Source organism: Streptomyces poriferorum, assembly GCF_019399235.1.
Taxonomy (GTDB): Bacteria; Actinomycetota; Actinomycetes; order Streptomycetales; family Streptomycetaceae; genus Streptomyces; species Streptomyces poriferorum.
In genome coordinates this window covers 19,642-45,503 of record NZ_JAELVH010000012.1, presented here as the reverse complement: position 1 = coordinate 45,503, position 25,862 = coordinate 19,642, and the positions used below count along the sequence as shown (strand labels likewise).

24 protein-coding genes are annotated in these 25,862 nt (G+C 72.0%); 20 read left to right on the top strand and 4 right to left on the bottom strand.

Translation table 11 applies throughout. From position 1 onward, the window contains the following. Positions 1-27 precede the first annotated feature (27 nt). From JGS39_RS03935 to JGS39_RS03880, 12 genes are all read left to right on the top strand, one after another. A complete protein-coding gene (locus JGS39_RS03935) occupies positions 28-837 on the top strand; it encodes a DUF3558 family protein (protein WP_219567269.1) in 810 nt (269 codons plus the stop codon). A 178-nt stretch (positions 838-1,015) separates the two neighbouring features. After that, positions 1,016-2,449: a DUF2637 domain-containing protein gene (locus JGS39_RS03930; RefSeq protein WP_219567268.1), complete on the top strand. Its 1,434-nt coding sequence runs from the start codon at positions 1,016-1,018 to the stop codon at positions 2,447-2,449. Between the two features lie 360 nt (positions 2,450-2,809). Further along, a complete protein-coding gene (locus JGS39_RS03925) occupies positions 2,810-3,922 on the top strand; it encodes an SMP-30/gluconolactonase/LRE family protein (RefSeq protein WP_308120165.1) in 1,113 nt (370 codons plus the stop codon). Next, positions 3,919-5,355 (top strand): MFS transporter, encoded by a 1,437-nt coding sequence (locus JGS39_RS03920; protein WP_219567266.1) that lies wholly within the window; start codon positions 3,919-3,921, stop codon positions 5,353-5,355. Before JGS39_RS03925 ends, JGS39_RS03920 begins: the two co-directional genes overlap by 4 nt. 49 nt (positions 5,356-5,404) lie before the next feature. Continuing rightward, positions 5,405-6,451 carry an AfsA-related hotdog domain-containing protein gene (locus tag JGS39_RS03915; RefSeq protein WP_219567265.1) on the top strand — a complete coding sequence of 349 codons (1,047 nt, stop codon included), beginning with the start codon at positions 5,405-5,407 and terminating at the stop codon, positions 6,449-6,451. After that, positions 6,444-7,100 (top strand): HAD-IA family hydrolase, encoded by a 657-nt coding sequence (locus tag JGS39_RS03910; RefSeq protein WP_219567264.1) that lies wholly within the window; start codon positions 6,444-6,446, stop codon positions 7,098-7,100. Before JGS39_RS03915 ends, JGS39_RS03910 begins: the two co-directional genes overlap by 8 nt. Before the next feature lie 100 nt (positions 7,101-7,200). Then, on the top strand, positions 7,201-7,905 hold the full coding sequence (fabG, locus tag JGS39_RS03905) for a 3-oxoacyl-ACP reductase FabG (protein ID WP_219567263.1): 705 nt from the start codon (positions 7,201-7,203) through the stop codon (positions 7,903-7,905). Between the two features lie 79 nt (positions 7,906-7,984). Continuing rightward, positions 7,985-8,419 carry an ester cyclase gene (locus tag JGS39_RS03900; RefSeq protein WP_219567262.1) on the top strand — a complete coding sequence of 145 codons (435 nt, stop codon included), beginning with the start codon at positions 7,985-7,987 and terminating at the stop codon, positions 8,417-8,419. A 78-nt stretch (positions 8,420-8,497) separates the two neighbouring features. Next, complete coding sequence (locus JGS39_RS03895) at positions 8,498-8,764, top strand: acyl carrier protein (protein WP_148020103.1); 267 nt, start codon at positions 8,498-8,500, stop codon at positions 8,762-8,764. Then, positions 8,757-9,980, top strand: coding sequence for a beta-ketoacyl-[acyl-carrier-protein] synthase family protein (locus JGS39_RS03890; RefSeq protein WP_219567261.1), 1,224 nt, complete (start codon positions 8,757-8,759; stop codon positions 9,978-9,980). The genes JGS39_RS03895 and JGS39_RS03890 overlap by 8 nt, the downstream gene beginning before the upstream one ends. After that, positions 9,977-11,101 carry a beta-ketoacyl synthase N-terminal-like domain-containing protein gene (locus JGS39_RS03885; RefSeq protein WP_219567260.1) on the top strand — a complete coding sequence of 375 codons (1,125 nt, stop codon included), beginning with the start codon at positions 9,977-9,979 and terminating at the stop codon, positions 11,099-11,101. The genes JGS39_RS03890 and JGS39_RS03885 overlap by 4 nt, the downstream gene beginning before the upstream one ends. A gap of 109 nt (positions 11,102-11,210) precedes the next feature. After that, a complete protein-coding gene (locus JGS39_RS03880; RefSeq protein ID WP_219567259.1) occupies positions 11,211-12,887 on the top strand; it encodes a phytoene desaturase family protein in 1,677 nt (558 codons plus the stop codon). Between the two features lie 92 nt (positions 12,888-12,979). Here JGS39_RS03880 and JGS39_RS03875 read toward each other — a convergent pair whose 3' ends face one another. Next, positions 12,980-13,750: a 3-oxoacyl-ACP reductase family protein gene (locus JGS39_RS03875; RefSeq protein ID WP_219567258.1), complete on the bottom strand. Its 771-nt coding sequence runs from the start codon at positions 13,748-13,750 to the stop codon at positions 12,980-12,982. Positions 13,751-14,014: 264 nt separating this feature from the next. Between JGS39_RS03875 and JGS39_RS03870 the strand changes: the two genes are divergently transcribed. The 8 genes from JGS39_RS03870 (at position 14,015) to JGS39_RS03835 (ending at position 23,110) form a co-directional block, all read left to right on the top strand. Further along, complete coding sequence (locus tag JGS39_RS03870; protein ID WP_219567257.1) at positions 14,015-15,031, top strand: Gfo/Idh/MocA family protein; 1,017 nt, start codon at positions 14,015-14,017, stop codon at positions 15,029-15,031. Beyond that, positions 15,028-16,242, top strand: a complete 1,215-nt coding sequence (locus tag JGS39_RS03865) for an ATP-grasp domain-containing protein (RefSeq protein WP_219567256.1) — start codon at positions 15,028-15,030, stop codon at positions 16,240-16,242. The genes JGS39_RS03870 and JGS39_RS03865 overlap by 4 nt, the downstream gene beginning before the upstream one ends. 39 nt (positions 16,243-16,281) lie before the next feature. After that, positions 16,282-17,565, top strand: a complete 1,284-nt coding sequence (locus JGS39_RS03860) for an ATP-grasp domain-containing protein (RefSeq protein ID WP_219567255.1) — start codon at positions 16,282-16,284, stop codon at positions 17,563-17,565. Beyond that, the gene (locus JGS39_RS03855; RefSeq protein ID WP_219567254.1) at positions 17,552-18,829 is read left to right on the top strand and encodes an MFS transporter; all 1,278 of its coding nucleotides are present in this window, start codon (positions 17,552-17,554) and stop codon (positions 18,827-18,829) included. Before JGS39_RS03860 ends, JGS39_RS03855 begins: the two co-directional genes overlap by 14 nt. An 86-nt stretch (positions 18,830-18,915) precedes the next feature. After that, a complete protein-coding gene (locus JGS39_RS03850; protein WP_219567253.1) occupies positions 18,916-19,518 on the top strand; it encodes a phosphoribosylanthranilate isomerase in 603 nt (200 codons plus the stop codon). Between the two features lie 186 nt (positions 19,519-19,704). Continuing rightward, positions 19,705-21,117: a phenylacetate--CoA ligase family protein gene (locus tag JGS39_RS03845; protein WP_219567252.1), complete on the top strand. Its 1,413-nt coding sequence runs from the start codon at positions 19,705-19,707 to the stop codon at positions 21,115-21,117. Next, positions 21,114-21,842: a type 2 periplasmic-binding domain-containing protein gene (locus JGS39_RS03840; protein WP_219567251.1), complete on the top strand. Its 729-nt coding sequence runs from the start codon at positions 21,114-21,116 to the stop codon at positions 21,840-21,842. The genes JGS39_RS03845 and JGS39_RS03840 overlap by 4 nt, the downstream gene beginning before the upstream one ends. Then, on the top strand, positions 21,839-23,110 hold the full coding sequence (locus JGS39_RS03835) for an amidohydrolase family protein (protein WP_219567250.1): 1,272 nt from the start codon (positions 21,839-21,841) through the stop codon (positions 23,108-23,110). Before JGS39_RS03840 ends, JGS39_RS03835 begins: the two co-directional genes overlap by 4 nt. Positions 23,111-23,133: 23 nt before the next feature. On the opposite strand, the gene JGS39_RS03830 is transcribed toward JGS39_RS03835, so the two are convergent. The 3 genes from JGS39_RS03830 to JGS39_RS03820 are packed head-to-tail and all read right to left on the bottom strand — an operon-like array spanning position 23,134 to position 25,861. Beyond that, the gene (locus JGS39_RS03830; RefSeq protein ID WP_219567249.1) at positions 23,134-23,799 is read right to left on the bottom strand and encodes a flavodoxin family protein; all 666 of its coding nucleotides are present in this window, start codon (positions 23,797-23,799) and stop codon (positions 23,134-23,136) included. Then, a complete protein-coding gene (locus JGS39_RS03825; RefSeq protein WP_219567248.1) occupies positions 23,769-24,368 on the bottom strand; it encodes an anthranilate synthase component II in 600 nt (199 codons plus the stop codon). The genes JGS39_RS03830 and JGS39_RS03825 overlap by 31 nt, the downstream gene beginning before the upstream one ends. Beyond that, positions 24,365-25,861, bottom strand: a complete 1,497-nt coding sequence (locus JGS39_RS03820) for an anthranilate synthase component I family protein (protein ID WP_236062904.1) — start codon at positions 25,859-25,861, stop codon at positions 24,365-24,367. The genes JGS39_RS03825 and JGS39_RS03820 overlap by 4 nt, the downstream gene beginning before the upstream one ends. Position 25,862 lies beyond the last annotated feature (1 nt).

Genomic DNA, 25,862 nt, shown 5'->3' with positions numbered 1-25,862 from the left:
CCGCCGCGCCACCCGAGTGAAGGAACCATGCACCGATCAGCCTCGCGACTCACCCGCATACTCGCCTGCGCCGCCGTCCCGGTGATGCTCGTCGTCGCCGGCTGCTCGTCGGACTCCGACGGAAAGAAGGACGGCGCCTCCTCGTCGTCCGCCGCGCCGGAAGCGACGAAGACCGAAGTGGCCGTCGCACCGGCGAAGTTCGCCGAGCTGCCCGACCCGTGCAAGTCGATCACCGCGAAGACGGTCAAGTCCCTGGTCCCCTCGGCCAAGAACAAGAGCGGTACGCGCGGCAAGTCCAGCGACACCGCCGCCCGCGGCGGCTGCTCCTGGAACGGCCTCGACGACAACGGCGTCAAGGGCTCCCAGTACCGCTGGCTCGACGTCGGCTTCACCCGCTTCGCGTCCGACCAGGCCCTGGGCAGCGGCGCGGACCGGGCCCAGGCGGACTACGCGAAGCAGGTCGCGAAGGCCCAGGCGGCCGAGGGCGCGAAGAAGCTCGCCACCGCCCCCGCCCCGGCCGGCTCGATCGGCGAAGAGGCCACCAAGGTCACGTACGACCTCACCAAGACGGGTGAGGACTTCAAGTACGCGACGGTCATCGCCCGTACGGGCAACGTCGTCGTCACCGTCAACTACAACGGTGCGGGCTACGCGGGCGCGAAGACCCCGTCCGCCTCGGACATCCTGAAGGGTGCCGAGAAGGCCGCCAAGGAAGCGGTCGCCTCGGTGGCCGCCGCCAACGACGCCGGACAGCCGAGCGGCTCGCCGAAGCCCGCCGGGTCCGCCTCGGCCAAGGCCTCTGCCAAGGCCTCCGCCTCCGCCACGAAGTCGGACTGACCGCCCCCGGTCCTCTCCTGCGACGAAGCCCGGTCCTCGCCCGAGAACCGGGCTTCGCCCCTCCCCGCGCAACACCACGCTCCGGCATGTGCCAGGCTGTGCCCGCCGGATCTCGAAGTCGTCCCGCTGGAACGGACGTCGGGGACAAAGAATTGGGGAGGGGTCGCGGGTGGCCGCGATGCAGCTGACACGCACTCACCGGATACTCGTCGGGCTCGTGGTCGCCGGTGCGGTGCTCATCGCGGCGATCGGTTTCGCGGGCTCGTACGCGGCCGTGCGCGAACTCGCCGAACAGAAGGGCTTCGGCAGTTTCTCGGTCGTCTTCCCGATCGGCATCGACGCCGGCATCTGTGTCCTGCTCGCACTGGACCTGCTGCTGACCTGGCTGCGCATCCCGTTCCCGCTGCTGCGTCAGACCGCGTGGCTGCTGACCGCGGCGACGATCGCGTTCAACGGCGCCGCCGCCTGGCCCGACCCGCTGGGCACCGGCATGCACGCCGTGATCCCGGTGCTGTTCGTCGTCTCCGTCGAGGCCGCCCGCCACGCCGTGGGCCGGATCGCCGACATCACCGCCGACAAGCACATGGAGGGTGTCCGCCTCACCCGCTGGCTTCTCTCCCCCGTGCCGACGTTCCGGCTGTGGCGGCGGATGAAGCTGTGGGAGCTGCGTTCGTACGAGCAGGTCATCAAGCTCGAACAGGACCGGCTGATCTACCAGGCCCGTCTCCAGGCCCGCTTCGGCCGCAGCTGGCGCCGCAAGGCCCCTGTCGAGTCCCTGATGCCGCTCCGCCTCGCCAAGTACGGCGTCCCGCTCGCCGAGACGGGCCCCGCCGGACTCGCCGCGGCCGGCATCGAACCGGCCCTGCTCCCCCCGGCCCCCGCCCAGGCCGCCGCCGTGGAGACGGCCCCGCAACCGGAACTCGCGTACGACCCCCAGCAGAAACCACAGAACCCGCAGAACCCGCAGAACCAGCAGAACCCCCAGGCGCAGCAGCAGCCGGTTCAGCAGGAGCAGTACGCGAAGACGGTTCCCGGTGAGTGGGCCGAGGAGCAGCAGCTCGCGGAGGGGCCCGGCACGCACGACAGCCCGTGGTTCGCGGCGCAGGTCCCGGACGGGGCGTACGAGGGCTCGTACAACCCGATGTACGTCGAGGGCCTGGAGCCCACCCCGGTGATGATCCCGTCGGGTCCCGGGGGCCGCACCCGGCCGCTGGGCAACGTCGGCACGATCGGTGCGGTGCCCGGCCAGCGTACGGAGCAGCTGCCGATGGCCCCCGAGGCGGAAGAGGCTCCGGAGCCGGAGCTGAACCAGGGACCCGTGCAGGAGCAGTTCCCGGTGCAGGAGCAGCAGCCGAAGGCCGTCGTCGAGGCCGCCGACGAGTGGGCCGAGGAGTGGGCGCAGGAGGACGCGGAGTTCAGCGAGATCGCGTACGAGGTCTTCGCGGCGTTCGTGACCCAGCACAGCACGTACCCCAGCATCGAGGTCCTCGACATACATCTGTCGGACGGGCACAACGTGCGGCACCCGCGCAGTGCGGCCCTGCTCCGCCAGCTGATCCAGGGTTTCAAGAACCGCTACCACGCCGAACTCGAGGCCGACCACATCGCGTGACCGGGCCATAGAACGACGGCAACAAGCGAAGAGAACAACGGCTGAGGGCCGTCACCCGCATCACCGGGGTGGCGGCCCTCAGTCGTGCGCGTTTGCGCAGGTCCACGCGGATCTTCGCGGTCAGCGAATGTCTCGAAAGAGGCATTCCCGGTACGTCCTAGGTCCTCTACATATCGCGCGGCGGCCGACCTAGATTCGATGGTGTGCCGCAGTGGACGCGCCCCCCGGCGATTCACGCGGCACGGAATTCAAACGACCTTGCACCGTTCGCTGCGCCGCCGGAATCCGAATGCTCCGTGCCCCCTTTTCCCCTCACTTCACGGAGTCCGGATCCCGCCGACCCACCATGAGAGGAACACCGTGTCCCGCGCCCTTCCGCTAAGAGCCGTGCTCGCCTCCGCGGCCGTTCTCACGGCGATCGCGCCGATTGCCCTCCCGGCCCCCGCCCTGGCGAATTCGCCCGCCCCGGTGGCCTCGGCCGCCGGCCGACACACCGGTCCGGACGTGATCGACACCCGGGCCGCCGACGTCTACCCGGAGGGCGTCGCCTGGGACCCCACGCGCCGCGCCTTCCTGGTCGGCTCCGCCCTGAAGGGCACCCTCTCGGTGATCCGGCTGGACGGCACCGTCGAGGAGCTCGCGCCGAGCATCGGCATGGTGTCCACCCTCGGCGTCCGGGTGGACACCGCGCGCAATCGCATCCTCGTCGCGTACAGCGACTTCTGGATCCGCCAGCGCCTGGAGGTCGGGGATCAGCCCCCGACCTCGGGTGTGGCCGTCTTCGCCCTGGACACCGGCAAGCTGCAGCGCCGTATCGACGTCGCCCAGGGGCTTCCCCGGACGTTCGCCAACGACCTGACGTTCGACCCGCAGGGCAACATCTACGTCACGGACTCCGTGTCGCAGACCCTGCAGCGGATCGACCTCGCCGGCCATGTCACCCCGGTGGTGAGCGACCCCCGCTTCGCCGCGCAGATCGTCGGTCTGAACGGCATCGTGTGGCATCCGGACGGCTATCTGCTGGCCGTGCGCTACGACGACGGCCGGATGTTCCGGATCCGTCCCGACGCCCCGGCCGGCCGCAAGGTGGCCGAGGTGGACCTCGCTGAGCCGCTGGTGGGCACGGACGGGCTCGGACTGCGCCCCGACGGCTCCCTGGTCGTCGTCACCAACTCCATCGGTGCCGCCGTCGGCGCGCCGGGCGGAGTGGACGCCGTCAAGGTCGTGGGTTCGCGCGACGGCTGGCGCAGTGCCTCGGTCCGCTCGCGGGTGGATCCCTGGCCCGTCGGCGGCCCGACGACCGTGGCGGTGACGCCGTACGGCGACTACGTGCTCAGCGGTGAGGTGGGGACGGTCCTGGTCGGGGAGACCTCGGACCGGATCGTCCTGCGTCGCCTTCCCTGCTCGGGCCCGGTGCGCCACGGGCACTCCACGAGCAGCAACTCCACGAGCAGCAAGGGGATCATCCGATGACGACAACCAAGAGCCGAGGCGTTCTCTGGGCGTTGGTCGCCACCTCTCTGCCCATGTTCATGGTCTCGCTGGACAATCTCGTCGTCACCAACGCGCTGGCGGAGATCAGCCAGGACTTCGACGTGAAGCAGTCGGAGCTGCAGTGGGTGATGAACGGCTATGTGCTGGCCTTCGCCGGTCTGCTGCTGGCCGGCGCGGCACTGGGTGACCGGTTCGGGCGCCGCCGGGTGTTCCTGGGCGGCATCGCCCTGTTCACCCTGTCCTCCGTGGCGTGTGCGATGGCCGGTTCGGTCGTGACGCTCGTCATCGCCCGGGTGTTCCAGGGCGCGGGCGCGGCGGCCATTCTTCCGGTCTCGCTCACGCTGGCCGTCGGCGCGGTGTCGCGGGCGCAGCGGAACCTGGCCGTCGGTGTGTGGGGCGGTGTCAACGGTCTCGGTATCGCGGCGGGTCCGCTCGCGGGCGGTCTGGTGACCGAGAAGATCGAGTGGAGCTGGATCTTCTGGATCAACGTGCCGGTCGGTGTGATCGCTCTGCCGCTCGCCCTGTGGGCGGTCAGCGAGAGCCGCGGCAAGGAGCGGAGCCTGAACGTCCCGAGCATGGTGCTGGTGACCGCTTCGGTCGTGTCGGCGGTCTGGGGCATCGTGTCGGCGGCCGACCACGGCTGGACGCACCCCACCACTCTGACCGGGCTGTCCCTCACGGTGGTTCTGGCCGTGGCGTTCATCGTGTCCGAGCGCAACAGCAAGCACCCGCTCATCCCGACGCACATGTACCGGGCGCCGGCCTTCGTGCTGAGCAACGTGGTGTCGATCACGATGTACTTCGGTGTCTTCGGGTCGATCTTCTTCCTCACGCAGTTCCTTCAGGGCCCCATGGGCTACTCCCCGTTCGAGGCGGGTCTGCGCACCATCCCGTGGACGCTGGCGCCGATGTTCGTGGTGCCGGTCGCCAGCCAGTTCGTGGACCGGATCGGCGGCGGGGTGCTGCAGGCGGCGGGCTGCGCCCTTCAGGGTGTGGGCCTCGGCTGGATCGCCCTGGTCGTCACGCCGGACGTCGGGTACGGCGCGATGGTGCCGGCGCTGGCGCTGGCCGGTATCGGTATGGGTCTGGTCTTCGCGGGCAACCCCGCCACGGTGATCTCGGCGGTGCCGGAGAACGAGCAGAACAAGGCGTCCGGCGCCAACAACACCAGCCGTGAGTTCGGCGGCGCGCTGGGTGTGGCGGCACTGACCACCGTGTTCAGCCGCCAGTTCGCCGACAACACCTCGGGCGATCCGGCCGCGGCGTTCACCGACGGCCTGGAGGCCGCTCTGTGGATCGGTGTGGCGGTCGTGATGATCGGCGCGGTGAGCGGCATGTTCATCCGGCGGAGCGCGGAGCGGGCCGGCGACGAGGCGGCCGAGGACAGCGCGGTGTCGGTCCCGGTCGGCTGACCGGCAAGAGGCCCGGCAGACCACCCCGAGAACTGGTTCGGAGGAACCGATGACCACCCAGGTGCTGGAAGACGCCACGACGTCCGTGGCTCCGGCGATCGAGTACGGCCGCACGATCGAGCGCTCGCTCGCCCACCGTTCCGCCATCTCCGAGGTCTTCGTCACGGACGTCAGGAGTCTGCGGCCGATGGCGGTGACCGCGGGTATCCACCTGCCGCTCACCCACCTCTACTACAGCGACCACCGGCAGCAGCCGAAACTGCACGACTCCCTGCTGCTGCTGGAGGCGGGCCGGCAGTCGGCGATCGCCGGTTCCCACACCAACGCCGGTGTTCCGGCGGGAACCATGGCCATCGTCCACGCCTTCCAGTTCTCTCTGCGGAACCTGCACGCGCTGCGGATCGGCGGCGAGCCGGGGCCGCCGAGGGTCGACACGGACTTCTTCGGCAAGACCGCCCGGCACAGCGGGCGTTACCGCAAGGGCCGGCTGGAGCAGCGGATCTTCATGGGTGACGTGCATGTCGCCGACCACTCCATGGACGTGCTCTTCCTCAAGGGGGACGAGAACGAGATCCTGCGCCACGCGCAGCGCGGCACGCCCGCGCCGCTCAGCTCGGACTTCACCGAGGCGCCGGGTGACGTCGGGCGTGTGGCGCCGGAACTGGTGGGCCGTGACAACCCGTTGAACGTCGTGCTCACGGAGCCGGAGTTCACCGCGGGGTCCGTCACGGCCCGGGTCGCACCGCGGTTCGACAACCCGGCGCTGTTCGACCACGTCTACGACCATCTGCCGGCCATGACGCTGGTGGAGGCGGCCCGCCAGCTGGCGCTGCTGACGGTGGCGTCCGCCGGTACCGGCCGGGCCGCGGCGTCCGGCTCGGGCTCGCTGTGTGCCATCGGTTACGAGGGCGGGTTCGAGCGGTTCGCGGAGCTGGACATCCCCCTGACGGCGACCGCGACCCCGGCTCCCGCGGGTGCCGGGCAGCACGCGATACGGGTCCGTTTCCACCAGGACGCGCAGGAGATCGCGGAGCTCACCGTCGCCGTGGCCGATGTCTCCCACCTCCACGGATCCTCCAGGAGCCGGCATGCCTGACACCACACCACCGCGTCTGGCCGTCTGGTCGGACTTCGGCGGGGTTCTCACCCCTCCGCTCGCCCACACGATGAAGACGTTCTGCGCCTCGATGGGCCTCGACCAGGAGGTCCTCGGCCGCGCCCTGGCCACGGTCACCGCCCGTTACGGCACCTGCGACATCATGGAGCCGATCGACACCCCGGTGGTGACCGAGGAGGCGTGGCTCCAGGAGATCGGCGATGTGCTGGAGGCCGAGCACGGCGTCACGCTCCGCCTCACCACGATGGCGGACGCCTGGTTCGACGGGCGGGAGACCAACCACGACTGGGTGGCCCAGCTGCGCAAGGCGCGCGAGCGCGGGGCGTTCGTCGGGATGCTCTCCAACATGGTGCCCGCCTGGGACCCGTACTGGCGGCGCATGATCGAGCCCGACGGGCTCTGGGACGACGTGATCCTGTCGTTCGAGGTGGGCCACCGCAAGCCGTCGCCGGGCATGTTCGAACTGGCGGCGCGGCGGGCCGGTGTGCCCCCGGAGCGCTGTGTGCTCGTGGACGACCTCGCACAGAACTGCGCGGGTGCCGAGGCGGCCGGCTGGCAGTCGGTGCTGTTCGTCGACGCCGAGAGCGCCGGTGACCGGCTCGCCTCCCTGTGGGAGGACTTCGCGTGACGCACCGTCCGCCGACCTCGACCCCGACCCCGACCTCGACCCCGACCGCTGTCCGGCCCTGTCCGGCCGGCCCGCGGCACCCCACCAGGAGGAAGTGCATATGAGCCGCTCCGTACTCGTCACCGGCGGAAACCGGGGCATCGGGCTCGCCACCGCGCGGGCCCTGGCGGCCGAGGGACACAAGGTCGCCGTCACCTACCACAGCACGGAACCCCCGCCCGGCTTCTTCGCCGTACGGTGCGACGTCACCGACCCCGCGCAGGTGAAGGCCGCCGTCGAGGAGGTGTCCATCCAGCAGGGGGCCGTCGAGGTCCTGGTCTCCAACGCGGGCATCACCCGCGACCAGTTGCTGATCGGCATGCCGGAGGACGACTTCCGGGCCGTGATGGAGACCAACTTCCAGGCCGCGGTCACCGTCACCCGCGAGGTGGTCCCGGCGATGATCAAGGCCCGCTGGGGCCGGCTGATCTACATGTCGTCCATCAACAGCATGTCCGGTGCGCCGGGGCAGACCAACTACGCGTCCGCCAAGGCCGCGTTGATCGGCTTCGCCCGCTCGCTGGCCATCGAGCTGGGCCGGCGCAACGTCACCGTGAACGTGGTGGCCCCCGGAATGATCGAGACCGACATGGTCGAGCACGTCACCGACGCGCGCCGCGAGGCCGCCCTGGCCCGGACCGCGCTGGCCCGGACCGGCACCCCCGAGGAGGTGGCCGCGGCCGTGCGCTTCCTCGCAGGCGAGGACGCCTCGTACGTGACCGCCGGGGTCATTCCGGTGACCGGCGGTCTGGGCGCCGGGCACTGAGCAGCCGCGCCGGGCAAGCGAACGCCAGATTTCCGGGGTATCTCCCCGGGTTCCCTCCCACCGTTCGAGGAGCAAACAGATGAGCACCGAAGCACTCGACCTCTCCATCAACATGGGCCTGATCTTCAACGACCTGAGCGAGGAGGCCGCGCTCAAGTACGTCGCGGACGACTTCGTCGACTACGAGGCGCAGGCCGGCGTCCCGAACGGCCCGTACGGCTACCTGGGCACCGCGCGCTGGGTGCACAGTGCGTTCGAGGGCGCCAAGTGGGAGCACCTGGACAGCTTCTCCGAGGGTGACCGCGCCGTCCTGCGGCTGCGCTTCACCGGCAAGCACACCGGCGACTTCCTCGGCATCGCGCCGACCGGGCGCGACGTGGACGTCGAGCAGTCCCACATCTACCGGATCGAGAACGGCAAGGTCGTCGAGCACTGGGGCTTCCGCCAGGACCTGCTCCTGCTGACGCAGATCGGCGCCATCACCCTCGTGCCGCCGACCCCGGCCGCCGTCTGACCACCAGGCCGTTCCGGACCGTTTCCTGAGACCTGTCGCGCTACCCCTTCACGTTCGCTCCTTACGAAAGGACCCACCATGACCGTGCAGACCGTGGAACTGGATGCCGAGCTGCGGACCCGCGTCATCGACATCGTCAACGAGGAACTGGAACTGGAAGACGGTGAGCTGACCGAGGACGGTCTGTTCATCGAGGACTACGACAGCGACTCGCTCACGCTGATAACCGTGGTCTCCCGAATAGAGAAGGAACTCGGTTTCGTCCTTCCCAAGGAGGAGCTGGAGTCCCTGACCACGCTCCGCACGCTGCTGCTCGCCGTCGAGGGATGCGCGCGGAATGCCTGAGCCGACCTTGCGCCGAGTCGTCATCACGGGGCTCGGAGCGGTCAGCCCGGTCGGAATCGGCGTGCGGGACTTCGCCGATTCCCTCCGGGCGGGCCGGGTCGGCATCGGGCCGGCCCGCAGCTTCGACGCCACCCCCTTCCCCAGCCGCAAGGCAGCCGAGGTCGACGACTTCGACCCGGCCGCCCTCCTGCACCACCTCGACCCTGACCGCTGGGGCCGCAGCGCGCTCCTGGCCGCCGCCGCCTCCCGGCTCGCGGTCGAGGACTCCGGCATCGACCCCCTGCTGCTCTCCGCCGGCCGGTCCGGCTCCATCATGGGCACCACCAGCGGCGAGTCCGCGGTGGCCCAGAGCCTGGGCGGCCAGTGGGTCACCCAGGGCCTGAAGGGCCTGGAGCCCCGCCTCGTCGGGCAGTTGCCCGCGGGCCAGATCGCGGGCGCCGTCAACGCCGAACTCGGCCTGAGCGGCGACGCGCAGACCATCCCGACCGCCTGCTCGGCCAGCAACTACGCGCTGGGGTACGCCTTCGACATGGTGCGCCTGGGCGAGGCCGACTTCATGCTGGCCGGCGGCGCCGACTCCGTGAACCGGCTGACCCATGCCGGCTTCTACGCCCTGGGCGCCATGGCCCAGGACCTGCCGCAGCCGTTCGACGCCAACCGTTCGGGCATCATCACCGGCGAGGGCGGGGCCGCGCTGCTGCTCGAACCGCTGGAGCACGCACTGGCGCGCGGCGCCCGCATCTACGCCGAGGTGCTCGGATACGCGGCGAACTGCGACGCCTCCCACATGGTGCACCCCGACGCCACGAGCATCGCGGACTGCATCAAGGCGGCGCACCGCAACGCGGGCGTCGTCCCCGACCAGATCGACTACATCTGCGCCCACGGCACCGGCACGCCGACGAACGACGCGACGGAGGTCCGGGCGGTCCGCCAGGTCTTCGGCGACCGGCTGCCTCCGATCAGCTCGATCAAGTCGATGCTCGGCCACACCATGGGCGCGGCCAGCGGCTTCGGCGCCATCGCCTGCTGCACCGCCCTGGAACAGGGCTTCCTGCCACCGACCGCGAACCTGGTCGAGACGGACCCGGAGCTCGGGCCCGGCGTGGACTGTGTCCCGGGCCGGGGCAGGGACGCGCGGGTGGAGATCGTCCAGAACCACGGCTTCGCCTTCGGCGGCAACAACGTCATCACCATCCTCGGGAGGTACCTGTGACCACGGCCGCGCCCGTGCAGCCCCTGCCGGTCGTCGGCGCCGGAGTGGTCTCCAGCGCGGGCTACGGGCTGGCGCCCCTGGCCGGAGCGCCGGCCCCGGGCGCGGCGCCCGAGCCCGCTGCCGGGGCGGACGCGGCCTACCCGCCGCGTCCGCTGCGGCCCGTCCCCGGCTTCAAGGCCGCCGACCACCTGGGCCGCAAGGGCATCAAGAACCTGGACCGGCTCGCCCAGCTGAGCCTGGTCGCCTGCAAGCAGGCCCTCGAAGCCGCGGGACCGGCCGCGGCCGGTACGGACCCGGCCAGGACCGGCGTGGTGCTGGCCACCAACACCGGCTCCATCGCGGGCTACTCCGACCTGCTGTACGAGACCCTCACCCTCGACAAGCCCTACCTCATCAACCCGGGCAAGTTCGCGGGCAGCGTCATGAACTGCAGCGCCGGCCAGATGGCCATCCGGCACGGGCTCAAGGGCCTGAACGCCACGGTGGCCGGCGGCCGCAGCGCCAGCCTCTACGCCTTCCGGCACGCGAGGCTCGCCATGGCGGCGGGCCGTGCCGAGGAGCTGCTCGTCGGCGGTGCCGAGGAGCTCAGCGCCCCGACGGCCTGGGCCTGGCACCACGCGGGAACGCTGCGGGAGGCCGCTCCGGTCGGCGAGGGCAGCGCCGTCTTCGTCGTCAGGGCCGAGGAGACCCCCGGCGAACCGGTCCTCGCGGAGCTGCTGGCCTGCGAGGTCGGGTTCTTCGGCTGGACCGGGGTCAACCGGCGGGCCGGGCTCGGCCGCGGTCTCACGAACGGCCTGGTCACCGCGATCAACCGGGCCCTGGAGCGCAGCGCGGTGGCCGCGGATGACGTGGCCGACGTGTCCCTGGGCGCCGGTGACCACATCGGGCTCGACCGGGTGGAGGAGCGTGCTGTGCGGCTCGCCCTCGGCCGGCTGCCGGACCCGGTGCGGGTCACCGAGGTCCTGGGCGAGACGTACAGCGCCGGCGGGGCCATGCAGCTCGCGGCTCTCCTCGCCCGCTGGCAGGGCTCCCCGGGCAGCGGGAAGCCCCGTATCGGTCTGATCACCTCGGTCGGCCACGACGGCAACGCCGGTGCGCTGGTCGTACGCGAGCGGGTCTGACCCGCGACAGGAACGTCAGCCCCGCCTCGGTCCTGTCTGGAGTTCCAGCGCGGGCGACGCCGCGGGGGAACTCCGGACAGGACCTACAGGAACAGGACGGTTGAGCCGCATGGTGAAGCGGGATGAGTGGGACGCCATCGTCGTCGGAAGCGGCATGGGCGGCCTGGTGTGTGCGGCGTACCTGGCCGTGAGCGGCCGCCGCGTCCTCGTACTGGAGCAGCACGACGTGGCGGGGGGAAACAGTCATGTGTTCCGCCGCCGCCGGGCCTACGAGTTCGACGTGGGCGTCCACTACCTGGGTGACTGCGGCCCGGGCGGGCTGCTGCCGGCGATCTTCTCCGGCCTGGGGCTCGAAGGCCGGGTGACCTACCGGGAGATGGACCGGGGCGGCTTCGACCGGATCGTGCTGCCCGGTCTCACGGTCGACGTGCCCGTGGGCTGGGAGGCGTACACGAAGCGGCTGACCGAGGCGCTGCCGTCGCAGCGCGAGGGCATCGAGCGGTTCACCCGGATCTGCGCCGCCGTCGGCGCGGAGACCCGTTCGATGATGCTGTCGGACGGTGAGCCGTCCCTGGCCGACTTGCTGGCGCGCACCCCGGTCACCGCCGAGTGGGGCCGCCGTACGCTCTCCGAGCTGTTCGACCACTGCGGGCTGGACCCGCGGGCCCGTACCGTGCTCGCCGCCCAGTCGCCCAACTACGGGATGGGTCCGCGCCAGGCCACCGTCTCCACCCACGCGGCCGTCACCGACCACTACCTGCGGGGCGCCTACTACCCCGAGGGCGGCGGCCAGGTCCTCGCCGCGGCGCTCGTCGAGGCGCTGGAGGCGCACGGCGGGGAGCTGCGGACCAAGAGCCGGGTGGAGCGCATCCTCGTCGAGGACGGCAGGGTCACCGGGGTGGGGATGACGGGCGGCGACGTCCACAGCGCTCCCCTGGTGGTGTCGAACGCCGACTACTCCCGGACCGTGCTCGACCTCGTGGGAGAGGAGCACTTCGGCCGCCGGGTGGTGTCGAGGACCCGGCAGGCGAAGATGGCGCTGCCGCTCGCCACGCTCTACATCGCCACCGACAAGGAGCTGCCGGCCCGTCCGAACGCCAATCTGTGGTGGTACCGGGACGACGACATCGAGGCCTACTACGAGCAGGTGGCGAAGGAGACCATCAGCCCGTTGCCGTTCCTCTTCGCTTCGTTCGCCTCGCTGAAGGACCCGGGCACCGCTGCCGTCTGCCCGCCGGGGCACAGCAACTTCCAGGTGATGACGCTGTGTCCGCCCGGATACGAATACTGGGGCGTGGACAAGGGCCCGGCGGCCGGTGAGCGCTACCGGCGCAACGAGGGCTACCAGCGGCGCAAGGCGGAACTGACCGAGGCGATGCTGAACACGGCGGAGGAGGCGCTCGGCCCGTTCCGGGAGAACATCGTGCACCTGGAGACGGCGACCCCCATCACCCACGAGCGCTACACCCTGGCCACCGGCGGGACACCGTACGGGCTGGCCGAGTGGGGCGGTACGGGCAGCCGCCCCGACACCCGCACCAGCATCGAGGGCCTCCACATGGTGGGGACCAACACCCGGCACGGCACCGGCATCACGGGCTCCGCGGCCGGCGGGATGGCGCTGGCCGGCCAGCTCCTGGGCCGCGGCCTGATGGCCGAGGTACACCGGGGCGCGCTCCTGGGCGACCCGGACCTTCTCCCGGAGCGTGCGGAGGGCTGGGACCCGCTGGCCGTCTCCCGCGGTTCCGGCCGGCAGGGCGCCCGTGGTCTGGCCCGGATCGGCTGATGCGGGGAAGGGAAGCGGGGAAGCCCCGGGGAGATGCTCCCCGGGGCTTCCCCGTTTCCTGGCGGTTGGTGCGAAGTACGTTGCCTGCCCGGCTACTTGGCCCGGCCGAGGCCGAGCTGCCCGGCCCATCCGCCGTCCACACGCAGCAGTTCGCCGGTGATGTACGTGGAGTCCTCGCCGGCCAGGAAGGACACCGCGCCGGCCACCTGCTCGGGGGTCGCGAACTCGCGCAGCGGCAACTGCCGTTTGATGGCTTTGCCGCCGTCCTTCTCCAGCAGTCCGCCGATCAGGTCGGTGGTGGTGAACCCGGCCAGGACCGCGTTGACCCGGACCTCGAAGCGGGCCAGTTCGACGGCGGCGGCCCGGGTGAAGGCGTTGACGGCGCCCTTGGAGGCGGAGTAGTTGGACTGCCCGACCCAGCCGCCCTCGCCCATGACGGAGGAGATGTTGATGACGTTGCCGTCGCGCTGGGACATGAAGTGGCCGGCGACCGCCCGGGTGCAGTGGTAGACGCCGCCGACGTTGACCTTGAGCACCTCCCACCAGTCCTCCGGCGACTGGTCGAATATGAGCCCGTCCTGCGCCACGCCGGCGTTGTTCACCAGGATGTGCAGCCCGCCGAGCCCTGCCATGGTCTCGTCCACCAGTCGCTGGGCGGCGTCCGGGTCCGACACGTCGGCCTGCAGGGCGATCGCCCGCCCTCCCAGGGCGGTGATCTCCTCGACCGTGCGCTCGGCCTCGTCCTTTCGGGAGCGGTAGTTCACGGCGACCGCGGCACCGTCGGCAGCGAGACGGAGCGCGATGGCCCGTCCGATGCCGCGGGAACCACCGGTGACCAGGGCGGCCCGGCCTTCGAGGCTCATCAATTGACTCCTTCTCCAGGTGAATTCCACGGGTGCCGCAATTCCGAATACGTCGAACAAGCGTGTCCAGCATGCCTGTTGACAATGCCGCGGGCCGATACCACCTCGGCAGCCGCACATGTTCCTTTCGAGGCACGAACAGGCACCACCAGCCGCGGGAAATCCTTCCAAGTGGTCCGCCAGGGGTCCGGAGAATTGGCCTGGAAGTCTCTCCCGGCCCGCTGCGAAGCTCCTTTCACTACGACAGCGAAGGGCGGTAAACAGATGAGGAAGAAAGGCAATTCACCTTCCGTCATCGTCGGATACGGACACGCGGGCCGCGATCTGCACCATCGCGCGCTGCGGGACATCACGGGCGGCCGGTCGACGGTGATCGCCGTCGATCCCCGCCCCGCCGAGGTGGCGGGAGGGGAATGGGTGCCTGACGTCCGCGGCGCCGTCACGGCGCTGTGGGCGGCGGGCCACCGGGTGGCCGACGCCGTCTTCCACGTGGCGGTGCCGCCCGACGCCCACCGGGACTGCCTGGAGCAGCTCCTGCACGCCGGAGCACAGCGCTTCATCCTGGAGAAACCGATCGCGCACACCGTGCAGGAGGCCGCCCATCTGGTGGACCTGACGGAGGCCACCGGGGCCGTGGTGCTGCCGATGAGCGTCTGGCCGGCCAGCAGGGTCACCGAGGCCGCCGAGGAGCTCGTCGCCTCGGGGACGATCGGTGAGCCGGTCTCGTACCACATGGAGCAGAGCAAGCCGCGCTTTCGCCGTTCGCTGCAGACCCAGGGGCACGGCAGCGCCTTCGAGGTGGAGCTGCCGCACCAGCTGCTGCTCGCCCTGCATCTCGCCGGGCCCGTCGCGGAGGTCACCGGCTCGCGCGGCTGGGACCTGCCGCTGCCGTCCGGCCGGCTCGCCCGGCTGGGTGGTGCCGAGGTCACGCTGCGGCACACCTCCGGCGTACGGACCACGCTGTACACCGATCTGGCCTCGCCGGTACGCCGGCGGCGGCTGCACATCCACGGCACCGAGGGCACGCTCGTGGCGGACTATCCCGTCTCCGGTGACGACGACTTCGGCCAGGTCCGCATCGCCGGACGGCCGGTCCGCAAGGTCGTCCAGGACGCCCCGCTGACCCGGTTCATCGAGCAGGCGTACGCCCACTTCCGCGGTGAGGCCCCGGCGCCGCGCAGCAACCTCGCCCTGCACCTGGAGTCCATGGAGCTCCTCGACACCGCCCGCGCCGCCGCGTTCGCGGACTCCGGCACCCCGGCCCCGCAGGAAGCAGCATGAGCACCGTTCTGATCATCGAGCCCCGCTCCTCCGGACTGGAACTGGTGACCCGCGCCCACGAACTCGGGCACACCGCCCTCGTGCTGACCGCAGGCACCGGGCCCGGCACCGCCCCGGCGAAGGCCGACCGGGTGATCACCGCGGACACCTCCGACCAGGCCGCCGTACTCGACCTCATCCGCACCCTGCACGCCGAAACGCCGCTGGACGCGGTCCTGCCCGGCTTCGAGCACTTCGTCTCGCTCGCCGCCCACGCCGCCGCGGCGCTCGGCCTGCCCGGCATCGACCCGGCGGGAGTGGAGTTCCTGCGCCACAAGCACCGGATGCGCCGGGCCGTGGACGCGGCGGGCCTCGACCAGCCCCGGTACCGGATCGTCTCCGGCGCACGGTCGGCCGCCGCCGCCTACGCGGAGCTCGGACCGGTGTGCGTGGTCAAGCCGGTCGACCAGTCGGGAAGCCTCGACGTCCGCAGGGCCGGCTGCGAGGCGGAGGCCGTGGCCGCGTTCCGCAGGGCGCTGCGCTCCGGCCGGGCCGACGGCTCGCGCGGCGGCCTCGGGCTGGTGCTGGTCGAGGAGTACGTCGAGGGGCCCGAGTACAGCGTCGAGGGGTACGTCGAGGACGGCCAGGTCCACATCCTCGGCATCACCGAGAAGATCCTCGGGGCCGAACCGCACTTCGTCGAGGTCGGCCACATCGTGCCCGCCCAGCTGAAGACGTCGGCGGCCCGGGAGATCAGGACGTACATCGCCCGCGTCCTGGACGCCGTCGCCCTGGGCATCGGGCCCTTCCACGCCGAGCTGCGGATGTCCGCGCGCGGCCCGCTGCTGATGGAGGTCGCGGCCCGGCTGCCCGGCGACCGCATCCCCGACCTGCTGCGCCTGGCCTGCGGCCACGATCTGTACGAGATCATGCTGCGCTGCTACCTGGGCCTGCCCAACCCCGAACCGGCCGTGTCCCGTACCGGAACCCGGGCCGGCATCCGCTACTTCCTGCGGCCCGGCCTCGACACCTACCGCGAGTTCCGCGTCGACCCGCTGATCGAGTCCGATCCGCGGGTGCGGGAGATAGGCGTCCTCCTGCCGCCGGGCAGCGCCCTGCCGGATCCCGGCAGTTCGGCCGGCCGGCTCGGTTACGTGCTCGCCGCGGGCGCCTCGTACCGGGAGACGGCGAGGGTGCTGCGACGCGCCGAACGTGCCGTGACCTTCAGCTGAGCCATCCGCAGGACTGCCCACGAACCATCCGGAGACCCGATGAACCGCCATGTCCTCATCATCAACCGCTGGACCAACTCCTTTGCGGAGTACCACCGTTACATCGACCACACCGCCGACCGCGTCGCCTATCTGACCACTGCGGCGGGCCGTCCGCCGCTCGACGGGGAACTGGCCGAGGACATCCGCGTGCTGTCCGATCTCTCCGACACCGCCGACGTCCTGGCGCAGACGGCCCGACTCGTCGAGCTGTACGGCCCGTTCACCCATGTCCTCGCCCTCTCCGAGTTCGACCTGGAGCCCGCGGGCGAGATCCGCCGGCACTTCGGCATCCCGGGCCGCGGCCCCGAGGAGGTCGCCGCCGTCCGGGACAAGGTCGTGATGAAGGGCCTGGTCGCGGCGGCCGGACTGCGGGTGCCCGCCTTCCGGGAGACGCCCACGGCCGGCCTGGTGCGGGAGTTCGCCGCACGGCACGGCTATCCGTTCGTCCTCAAGCCGCGCGCGGGCGCCGACAGCCAGGGCGTGCACGTGGTGCGCTCCGAGGCACAGCTGGACACCCTGCTGACCGGCGCCGGCCTCGCCGACGCCCAGTGCGAGGAGTTCATCGACGGGGCGCTCTACCAGATCGACGGGGTGGTGAAGGGCGGCAGGCTGCTCACCTCGCGGGCCTGGCGCTGCGGCGGCAGCTGCCTCGACTTCGCCACCGGAACCGCCTTCAGCTCGGTCGCCAACGACGACCGGGACTTCGAGAAGCGGGTGACCGACTTCGCCGAGCGCGTGTGCACCGCCCTGGACCTCACCGACGACGTCTTCCACCTGGAGGTCTTCCGCGCCCCGCGGCCCTCGGGCGACGGCGACGACCTGGTGTTCCTGGAGATCGGGGCACGGGCCGGCGGCGGTCAGGTCCGGGTCATCTGGGAGGAGGTCTACGGGGTCGACCTGGTCGCCGCCTCCGCACGGGTGCAGCTCGGCGACGACGTGACGATCGCGCCGATGGACCTGGACGGTCCGGTCGCCGGGTACCTGATGATGCCCGAGCCGCCCGTGCGCCCGGCCGTCGTGGACGCGGTGACCTCGCTGGTGGGCCAGGTGCCCGCGCTCTGCTCGGAGACCCTGCCGCCTCCCGGCACGGTGCTCAGCGGCAACGGCGGCGCCGTCCACACCGCCGGCACGTTCCGCTACCGGGCCGAGCGCTCGGAACAGGTCGAGGAGGCCATCCGGCAGACCCTCGCCGCCTACCGGCTCGACTGGCACCCGCAGGGCGAGCAGCCCGCCGGCGCCGGAGGGCCGGCGACCCGGGAGGCCGTCCATGTCGTCGGCTGAGATCCTCGACCGGGCCGGGCCCCCGGCCCCGGAACCACCGCCCCGCGGACTCTGGCACCACCGGGACTTCCGCAGGCTGTGGGCCGGACAGACGGTCTCCCTGCTCGGCTCCCGGGTCACCGAACTGGCCCTGCCGGTCACCGCGATCGTGCTGCTCGACGCGAGCCCGGCCCAGCTGGGGCTGCTGAACAGCGCCCAGTACCTGCCGGTGCTGTGCGTGACCCTGTTCGCCGGGGTGCTGGCCGACCGGGTGCGCCGCCGTCCGCTCCTGATCACCGCCAACCTCGGGCGTGCCGCGATCCTCACCGCGGTGCCGCTGCTCGCCTGGCTGGGCGGGCTCGGCATCTGGGCGCTGTGTGCCGTGGCGTTCGCGACCGGGGTGCTCACCGCCCTGTTCGACGTGGCGTACCAGGCCTATGTGCCGTCCCTGGTGGCCAAGGAGCAGCTGGTCGAGGGCAACAGCAAGCTCCAGGCCAGCCGTTCGGTCGCGGAGACCGCCGGGCAGGGCCTCGGCGGGACACTGATCCAGGTGCTCACCGCACCCGTCGCCATCCTGGTCGACTGCCTGGGCTACCTCTTCGGCGCGGCCATGCTGCTGCGGATCCGCACCCCGGAGACGCGGCCGGTCCGCGCGGACGGTGCCCGGTCCTCGGTGCGCAAGGACATCGCCGCGGGGCTGCGCATGACGCTGAACAGCCGGCTGCTGCGCGTGATCATGCTGCACGCCTCCCTGTACAACCTGCTCTGGGACGTCGTCCTGGTCGTCTTCCCGCTCTACGCCATCCGCGTCCTGCACCTCGGCCCGGCCGGCCTCGGCCTGGTCATCGCGGCCGGCAGTATCGGCGCGTTCGGCGGCGCACTGTCCGCGGGCCGGCTCGGGAAGCGGCTCGGGGTGGGCCGCGCCATGGTGTCCGGCATGGCGATCGCCTCCTCGGCGACCCTGCTGCTGCCGCTGGCGGCCGGGGCCGGCACCGGGCCCGGATACGCGCTCCTCGCCACCGGCTACGTCCTCAACGGCTTCGGCATCGCGATCTTCAACATCCACTCGATCACGCTGCGCCAGGCCACCGTGCCCCCCGAGCTCATCGGGCGGGTCAGCGCCACCTTCCGGTTCCTCACCTGGGCGGTGATCCCGGTGGGCGGGCTGCTCGGCGGGCTGCTCGCGTCCGCGGCCGGTCCGCGGACCGCGCTGGCCCTGACGGCGGGCGGGCTGACCGCGGCGGCAGTGGCCTTCCTGTGCTCCCGTACCGCTGTCCGGTCATGAGGGCCGGCCCTGACAGCATGGATGGCCCCGACAGCAACGATGTTCCCGTCAGCACCGATGTTCCCGTTCCGGATCCAGGAGAAGACATGTACGTCAAGGTGTGCGGCCTGAGCCGCCCGCAGGATGTGGCGGCCGCGGTCGAGGCCGGGGCCGACGCGATCGGCTTCGTCCTCACGCCGAGCCCCCGCCAGGTCGCCCCCGCCGACGTCCGCGCGCTGGCCGCACTGGTGCCGGAGGGGACCGCCACGGTCGCCGTGTTCCGCGGGGAGCCGCTCGACGAGGTGCGCCGGGCCGCCGCCGAGGCGGGCGTCGACACCGTGCAGCTGCACGGGGCGGAGCCCCCCGAGGCGTTCGCCGCGCTGCGCGCCGACGGGTTCCGGCTGATCCGGGCCACCTCCCCGGAGGGCGGCGCGCCGCTGGAGACCGGTGCGTACGGCGAGGACCTGCTGATCATCGACTCGCCCCGGCCCGGCTCCGGCGAACGCTGGGACCCGGCCGCCCTCGGCGTCTCCCCCACCGGACCGTGGCTCCTCGCCGGAGGTCTCGCCCCGGACAACGTCGCCGGGGCCGTCGCCGGCCTGCGGCCCTGGGGAGTGGACGTCTCCAGCGGCGTCGAGCGCACCCGCGGCGTCAAGGACCCGGAGCTGATCAGGCAGTTCGTGGCCGCGGCCAAAAAGGCGGCCGCATGACCGGCACGGTCCCCGGCGCACTGCCACCAAGAGCGAAGGGACTGTCTCCTAAGGCTAATTGAGGGCGCATCGGTGCGGACCGCAGTATCGGATAGCCGCTTCCCGGACGCGTACGGGCGCACCCGGCCACAGGCCCGGTGCACGGCACTGACGTCCACCGCACCCGCCGAATCACCTGGGGGATCCATGTGGCTGCCCACATCCGGGAAGCACCGCGACTTCATCGAGCGCTATCTGACGCTGCACGACCGGTACACCGCGGGTGAACTCGGTGAGGAGGAGTGGCGTACGTGGGCGCAGCGGCAGCTGCGCGAGGTCGTCGCGCTCGCGCAGGACGGCTCGCCCTTCTACGCCCGGCACCTGGCCGGCGTACCGGCCGCCCGGCTCACCCTCGACGACGTGCGCTCGCTGCCCTTCACCACGAAGGACCACCTGCGCACGGCCATGTCCGACGTCCTGAGCCGTGATCTCGACGAGGCCTGCTTCTTCTACGAGACCACCGGCACCACCGGACCGGCCACGCCCTGTCCCCGTGACCCGCGCGAGGTGGTCGCCTCCAACGCCCATGTGACGGAGAGCTGGCGGAACATCTTCACGGACGTCTTCGGCGACCGGGCCCCGCGCGTCGGCGTGATGGGCCCCACCGAGGTGCACTCGCTCGGCGACACCCTGGGTGACGTGGCCCGTAACGTGGGTTCGGCCGTCGCCAAGATCTGGCCGTACTCCCCCGTCATCGGTTTCCCCAAGGCCCTTCAGCTGATGCGGGACCTGGCCCTGGACGTCGTGTTCTGCACGCCTAACGTGGCGCTCTCGCTGGCGCGGGCCGCCCGTGACCAGGGACTCGACCCGCGCCGCGACTTCGCGGTGAAGGTCTTCCTGGTCACCGGTGAGATGTGCACCCCCGACCTGGCCCGCCAGATCGACCAGGCCTGGGGCGCCCGGACGTACAACGCGCTCTACGGCTCCCAGGAGACCCTGGTCATCGCCTCGGCCTGCGCACACGGCCGGCTCCACCTGGCCCGGCCCAACTACATCGCCGAGCTCGTCGATCCGGACACCGGTGCCGCACTCGGCGACCGGGGCACCGGCGAACTGGTCGTCACGATGCTGATCGACGGCATCAAGCCGCTCATCCGCTACCGGACCGGCGACCTCGTCGAGCTCTCCGACAACGTGTGCGGCTGCGGCATCCGGGGCCCGGTCATGCGGGTCGTCGGACGCACCCGCGACCGGATCGTGCTCGGCGGTCACAGCTTCCAGGCCTGGCAGATCGAGCAGGCCGTCCTGCGCCGGATCGACCACAGCTACGGCTACCAGGTCGTCATCGACCGGGCCGAGGACGGCGAGGACCTGATCACCGTCCGGCTCGACCTGCCCGACGGGCCCGTGCCGGGGCTGGAGGCCGCGCACGCCGCACGGGTCGCCGACGCGCTGGGGGTGCGCTGCCGGGTGGAGCTGCCGAGCGAACTGGACCCGGTCACCACGACCGGCGCCTTCGTCAGCTGGAAGGCCGCGCGCATCCACGACCGGCGCACGCCGGTCGACCACGAGACGGCCGCCGCCCGCCGGCTGGCCGGGGCCCGGGGGCACCGCGCATGACCGAGCCCCTGCTCCGCGCCCAGGGCGCCCTCGGCGCCGGCTCCGACGCCGACTCCGACACGACGCCGTTCCCCATCCTGTGGGAACCCGCCCGGATACCCCACTCGCCGCTGCTGCGGCCCGGCACCCTGCGGGTCGGCACGCTCGGCCCGGCCGGCACCACCTCGATGGTCGCCCTCTCCCGTCTCGGATACCGGCTGGCCCACCTCGGCGGCCCCGTGGTGGAGCCCGTGCCGTACGACTCCTTCGAGGAGCTGCTGGCCGCCGTCGGCAGCCGCGGCGGTCCCGCCTACGCCCTGGTGCCGGGGGCCGCCGAATGCGCGACCCGCTTCTTCTGGTCGCCCCGGCTGCGGCTGGACGCCACCTTCTCCTCACCGACCCCCGAGTACGGCATCGCCTCCGGTCCTGCGGGGCTGCGCGAGGGCATCCTGCGGCTCGCGACCCTGCACGAGACCCGCCGTCTGGTGGAGCTGCTCGACGGGGCCGAGGGCGGCCGGGGCGGTTACGACATCGCCTGGGTGCCCGCCGAGTCCACCATCCACGCCGCCCAGCTCGTCGCCGAGGGACGCGCGGACGCCGCCGTCACCAACGAACCGGGGCGCGTCGCGCACCGGCTGGAGTTCCAGGTCTCGCGGCCGGGCGTCCCCATGGTGTGGATGGTGTTCGGGCCCGCGGTACTCGCCCGTCCCGAGGGTGCCCGACCGTCCACGGGGAGCCGGCCGTGACCGCTGACCACCGACTGCTGCTGCACGACGTCACCGTCCAGGAGGGGCTGGGCCGCGCCTCGTCGCCCGCCCGCTCCGTGCTGGTGTCGGGCGACCGCATCGAGGCCGTGCTGCCGGCCGCCGAGGCCCCCGCCGAGGGCGACTTCGTCCGCTGGGACCTGGCCGGGGCCGCCGTGATGCCCGGCATGACGCTGGGCCACACCCACATCGCGTACGTCAATGTCACCACCGGCCGCGAGACGCTGTTCAAGTACCGGGTGCCCGAGGTCGCGCTGCATGCGGCCCGGCACGCGACGGACCTGCTGAGCTGCGGCTACACGGCGTTCGTCGGGGCCGGATCGGTCGCCGGGATCGACATGGCGCTGAAGAACGCCATCGGGGCCGGCGTCATCGCCGGTCCGCGCATCACCCCGTGCAGCCGCGACCTGATGGTTTCGGGTCCGCCGGGACGGCGCTCGCCCGAGCTCAAGGAGAGGATGCCGCGCGAGCTGATGCCGGTCGTGGACGTCCTGGGCGATCTGGTGAAGTACACCGAGGAGGAGATCGACGAGGGCGCCGAGATCATCAAGGTGTTCTCGTCCGGGGACGACACGTTCCCGAACGCCCGCTCCGACGAACTCCTCTTCACCCGTGAGGAGTTGTCACTCGTCGTGGAGACCGCGCACCGGCGCGGTGCCCGGGTGCGGGCGCATTCCCGGGGCCTGGCCGGCATCCGTAACGCGCTCGCCGCCGGGGTCGACGTCATCGACCACGCCACGTACGCGGACGACCGGGCGCTCGACGAGATCGCCGAACGCGGCGTGTTCGTGGTGCCGAGCCTGTTCCAGCCGGACCGGCTGCTGGCGCTCGGGGAGCGGTTCGGCAAGGCTCCCGACTATCTGGAGTCGCTGGACTTCCGGGACGAGATCGAGAACACCCTGCGCTTCCTCCCGACGGCCGAGGGCCGCGGCATGAAGATCGTGCCGGGCGACGACTTCGGCTTCGCCTGGACCCCGCACGGTACGTACGCGGACGAGCTGGTGATGTACGTGGAGCGGGCCGGGATCGCGCCCGAGACGGTCATCAAGTGGGCCTGCGCCAACGGGGCCGAGCTGGCCGGGCGCGGTGCGGACGCCGGGGTGGTGGCCGCGGGCCGCCTCGCCGACCTGGTGGTGTGGGACCGCGACCCGGCGGCGGACCTGACGGTGCTCCAGGACCGGAGCGCGCTGCGTTCGGTGCTGGTCGGCGGGTGCCACGTGGCGGGCCCTGTCGCACCGCCCGCCGTGTGAAGTCGATGTGACGGCCGGGCTGTTCACCCCGCGGGGCTGAGCAGCCCGGCCCTTTCGTTGCGGGGCAGCGACAGCAGCCGTGCGGTGTCGCCGCGGCCGCCGTGCGGCAGGAGCAGGATCCGCATCAGGTCGATCATCCGGTCCATCAGTCCGCGTGCGGCGGCCAGGCCCTCCTGGTCCTCGCCCGGGGCGAACTGGTCGTGCACGAAGGCGGGGAAGCCACTGCCCGGCACGATCATGCGGTTGAGCAGGACGTTGTCGATGAGCTGCCCGTAGACCCGGTCGTGGCTGTAGCGGCGGCCGGTGACCACGACGCCGGCCACCTTGTTGGCGAGCGGGCGGTCGAAGCGCAGGTGGCCGACCCCGGCCCGCTCGATGAAGTTCTGCATGACGCCCGCCAGCCCGAAGCCGTGCACCGGCGCCGCGTACAGCACCCCGTCGGCCCGGACGAGGCGGTCCACCAGGGCCGGCACGTCGTCGTCAAGGGCGCACGGCAGCGGGCGCACGTTGCAGTCGCCACAGGGCCCGCAGGGGGTGATGTCGTACTCGGCGAGCGGGATCACATCGAGGTGCACCCCGTGCTCGGCGGCCTGGGCCGCCAGCATGCGCAGCACCCTTCCGGTGAGTCCGTCGGGCCGTTCCGAGCCGTTCAGGGCGGCTATCGACGCCCAGGGACCGTGGTCGACCATGGCTGTATCCCTTCGAGGAAGTTGGCGATGAACGCGGATCCGGTCTGTGTGGTGATGCTTTCGGGGTGGAACTGCACGCCCTCGACCGCCAGCCGGCGATGGCGCAGCCCCATCACGCAGCCGTCCTCGCGGGCACGCGCGGTCACCAGGAGTTCGGCGGGCAGCGGGTCGGCGACGGCCAGTGAGTGGTAGCGGGTGACCTCGGTGCCGTCGGCGAGTCCGGCGAGGATCCCGGAGCCGTCGTGGTCGAGGCGGCTGGTCTTGCCGTGCACGGTGCGCGCCGCCCGCTCGATCCGGCCTCCGTAGGCGAGCCCGATGGCCTGGTGGCCCAGGCAGATCCCGAGGAGCGGTACCCGTCCGGCGAAGTGGCGTACGAGTTCCGGGTGGCCGGAGTCGGCCGGGTGCCCGGGGCCGGGGCCGAGGACCACCGCGTCGGGGCGGCGGGCGTCCAGCTCGGCCGGGGAGTGCGTGAGCGCGGTGACGACGTCCGTGCGGGCGCCCTGCTCGCGCAGATAGTGGTCGATGATGTGGACGAAGCTGTCGCGTGCGTCGACGAGCAGGATCCTCATGCCGTCAGCACCTCGCCCGTCAGGGCGGCGTACACCGCGCTCATCTTGATCAGGGTCTCGCGCCATTCGCCGTCGGCCGAGGAGTCGGCGACGACGCCGGCGGACGCCTGCAGCGCGTACGTCCCGGTGTCGGGGTCGTGGACGGCGGTACGGATGCACAGGGCGAGGGTCGCCGCGTGGCCGCGTACGTCGATCAGGCCCAGCGCGCCCGCGTAGGCGCCGCGCGGCCGGCCCTCGATCTCCTGGATCAGTTCCATGGCGCGGACCTTGGGCGCCCCGGTCATGGTGCCCGCGGGGAAGGTGGCGCGCAGGGCGGACCACACGTCGGCACCGTCGGCCAGTTCGCCGCGGACCGTGGAGACGAGGTGGTGGACCTGGGCGAAGTGCTCGACCGCCAGCATCCGCTCGACGGCGAGGCTGCCCGGCACGGACACCCGGGCCACGTCGTTGCGGCACAGGTCGACAAGCATGATGTGCTCGGCGCGTTCCTTCTCGTCGGCACGCAGCGCGGCGACCCGGCGGGCGTCCTCGGCGGGGTCGGCGGACCGGGCGGTCGTGCCGGCGATGGGCCGCATCGCCAGGGTCCGGCCCTCGATCCGCAGCAGCAGCTCGGGGCTGGCCCCGACCAGGGTGCGGCCCGCCCACGGCACCAGGTACATGTACGGCGACGGGTTGCTCCGGCGCAGCCGGCGGTAGGCGTCGATGGCCGGCAGCGGGGTCCTCACCTCGATGCGGTGGCCGATCTGGATCTGGTAGACGTCGCCCGCCCTGATGTGCTCCAGGCAGCGGCGCACCCGGTCGGTGAACTCCTCCCGGCCCACCGTGCGGCGCACGCTGTACGCCGGCGGGGCGGGCGGCACGGGGGCCGCCTCCGGCTCGGGCGGCAGGGTGGACACGAACGCGGAGAGATCAGGTCCCAGGATGCCGGGGCCACCGAACTCGGGTGCCTCCGACAGAAGCTGGTGGCTCTCGCCGGTCGCCAGGTTGTAGGTGACGACGTAGCGGAAGAGGGTGAGGGTGATCTCCGGGTCGTGGCCGGGGGCGCGCGGCGGCAGCTGCTCCAGGTGCCAGGCGGCCTCGTAGCCGAGCACGGCCAGGAACCCGAAGGCGTAGGTGTCGAGGGGGACGTCGGTCTCCACGGCGAAGGCCCCGTTCACCGCCTCCAGCAGGTGCCGGACGTCACCGCGGGCGCGGTCGGTGAGCGGACGCAGCCGCTCCACGAGCTCCGGCACGCCGTCCAGGCCGATCCGTCCGTCCCGCACGGTGATCCGGGCCAGCGGCTCGGCGCCGACCGCGGCGAAACGGCAGTCCTCGTCGGGGCCGGCCAGGCTCTCGAAGAGGAACACCTGGTCCTCGCCGAGCAGCCGGCGCAGCTCGGCGCCCAGGGCGAGCGGGGCATGCGGCGGCAGCGGGGTGCGCGCCACGGTCACCCGCAGGGGTGCGGCGTCCGTCCCGGGTGGTGCTGCGGCGGGCTCGACGGCGGTCATGGTCATC

Coding starts and splice junctions, on each gene's coding strand:
- JGS39_RS03870 (WP_219567257.1), top strand. CDS start 14,015: ATGAGGAAGAAAGGCAATTCACCTTCCGTCATCGTCGGATACGGACAC.
- JGS39_RS03845 (WP_219567252.1), top strand. CDS start 19,705: ATGTGGCTGCCCACATCCGGGAAGCACCGCGACTTCATCGAGCGCTAT.
- JGS39_RS03915 (WP_219567265.1), top strand. CDS start 5,405: ATGACCACCCAGGTGCTGGAAGACGCCACGACGTCCGTGGCTCCGGCG.
- JGS39_RS03825 (WP_219567248.1), bottom strand. CDS start 24,368: ATGAGGATCCTGCTCGTCGACGCACGCGACAGCTTCGTCCACATCATC.
- JGS39_RS03840 (WP_219567251.1), top strand. CDS start 21,114: ATGACCGAGCCCCTGCTCCGCGCCCAGGGCGCCCTCGGCGCCGGCTCC.
- JGS39_RS03850 (WP_219567253.1), top strand. CDS start 18,916: ATGTACGTCAAGGTGTGCGGCCTGAGCCGCCCGCAGGATGTGGCGGCC.
- JGS39_RS03875 (WP_219567258.1), bottom strand. CDS start 13,750: ATGAGCCTCGAAGGCCGGGCCGCCCTGGTCACCGGTGGTTCCCGCGGC.
- fabG (WP_219567263.1), top strand. CDS start 7,201: ATGAGCCGCTCCGTACTCGTCACCGGCGGAAACCGGGGCATCGGGCTC.
- JGS39_RS03910 (WP_219567264.1), top strand. CDS start 6,444: ATGCCTGACACCACACCACCGCGTCTGGCCGTCTGGTCGGACTTCGGC.
- JGS39_RS03900 (WP_219567262.1), top strand. CDS start 7,985: ATGAGCACCGAAGCACTCGACCTCTCCATCAACATGGGCCTGATCTTC.
- JGS39_RS03865 (WP_219567256.1), top strand. CDS start 15,028: ATGAGCACCGTTCTGATCATCGAGCCCCGCTCCTCCGGACTGGAACTG.
- JGS39_RS03855 (WP_219567254.1), top strand. CDS start 17,552: ATGTCGTCGGCTGAGATCCTCGACCGGGCCGGGCCCCCGGCCCCGGAA.
- JGS39_RS03860 (WP_219567255.1), top strand. CDS start 16,282: ATGAACCGCCATGTCCTCATCATCAACCGCTGGACCAACTCCTTTGCG.
- JGS39_RS03935 (WP_219567269.1), top strand. CDS start 28: ATGCACCGATCAGCCTCGCGACTCACCCGCATACTCGCCTGCGCCGCC.
- JGS39_RS03880 (WP_219567259.1), top strand. CDS start 11,211: ATGGTGAAGCGGGATGAGTGGGACGCCATCGTCGTCGGAAGCGGCATG.
- JGS39_RS03890 (WP_219567261.1), top strand. CDS start 8,757: ATGCCTGAGCCGACCTTGCGCCGAGTCGTCATCACGGGGCTCGGAGCG.
- JGS39_RS03895 (WP_148020103.1), top strand. CDS start 8,498: ATGACCGTGCAGACCGTGGAACTGGATGCCGAGCTGCGGACCCGCGTC.
- JGS39_RS03830 (WP_219567249.1), bottom strand. CDS start 23,799: ATGGTCGACCACGGTCCCTGGGCGTCGATAGCCGCCCTGAACGGCTCG.
- JGS39_RS03930 (WP_219567268.1), top strand. CDS start 1,016: ATGCAGCTGACACGCACTCACCGGATACTCGTCGGGCTCGTGGTCGCC.
- JGS39_RS03920 (WP_219567266.1), top strand. CDS start 3,919: ATGACGACAACCAAGAGCCGAGGCGTTCTCTGGGCGTTGGTCGCCACC.
- JGS39_RS03820 (WP_236062904.1), bottom strand. CDS start 25,861: ATGACCATGACCGCCGTCGAGCCCGCCGCAGCACCACCCGGGACGGAC.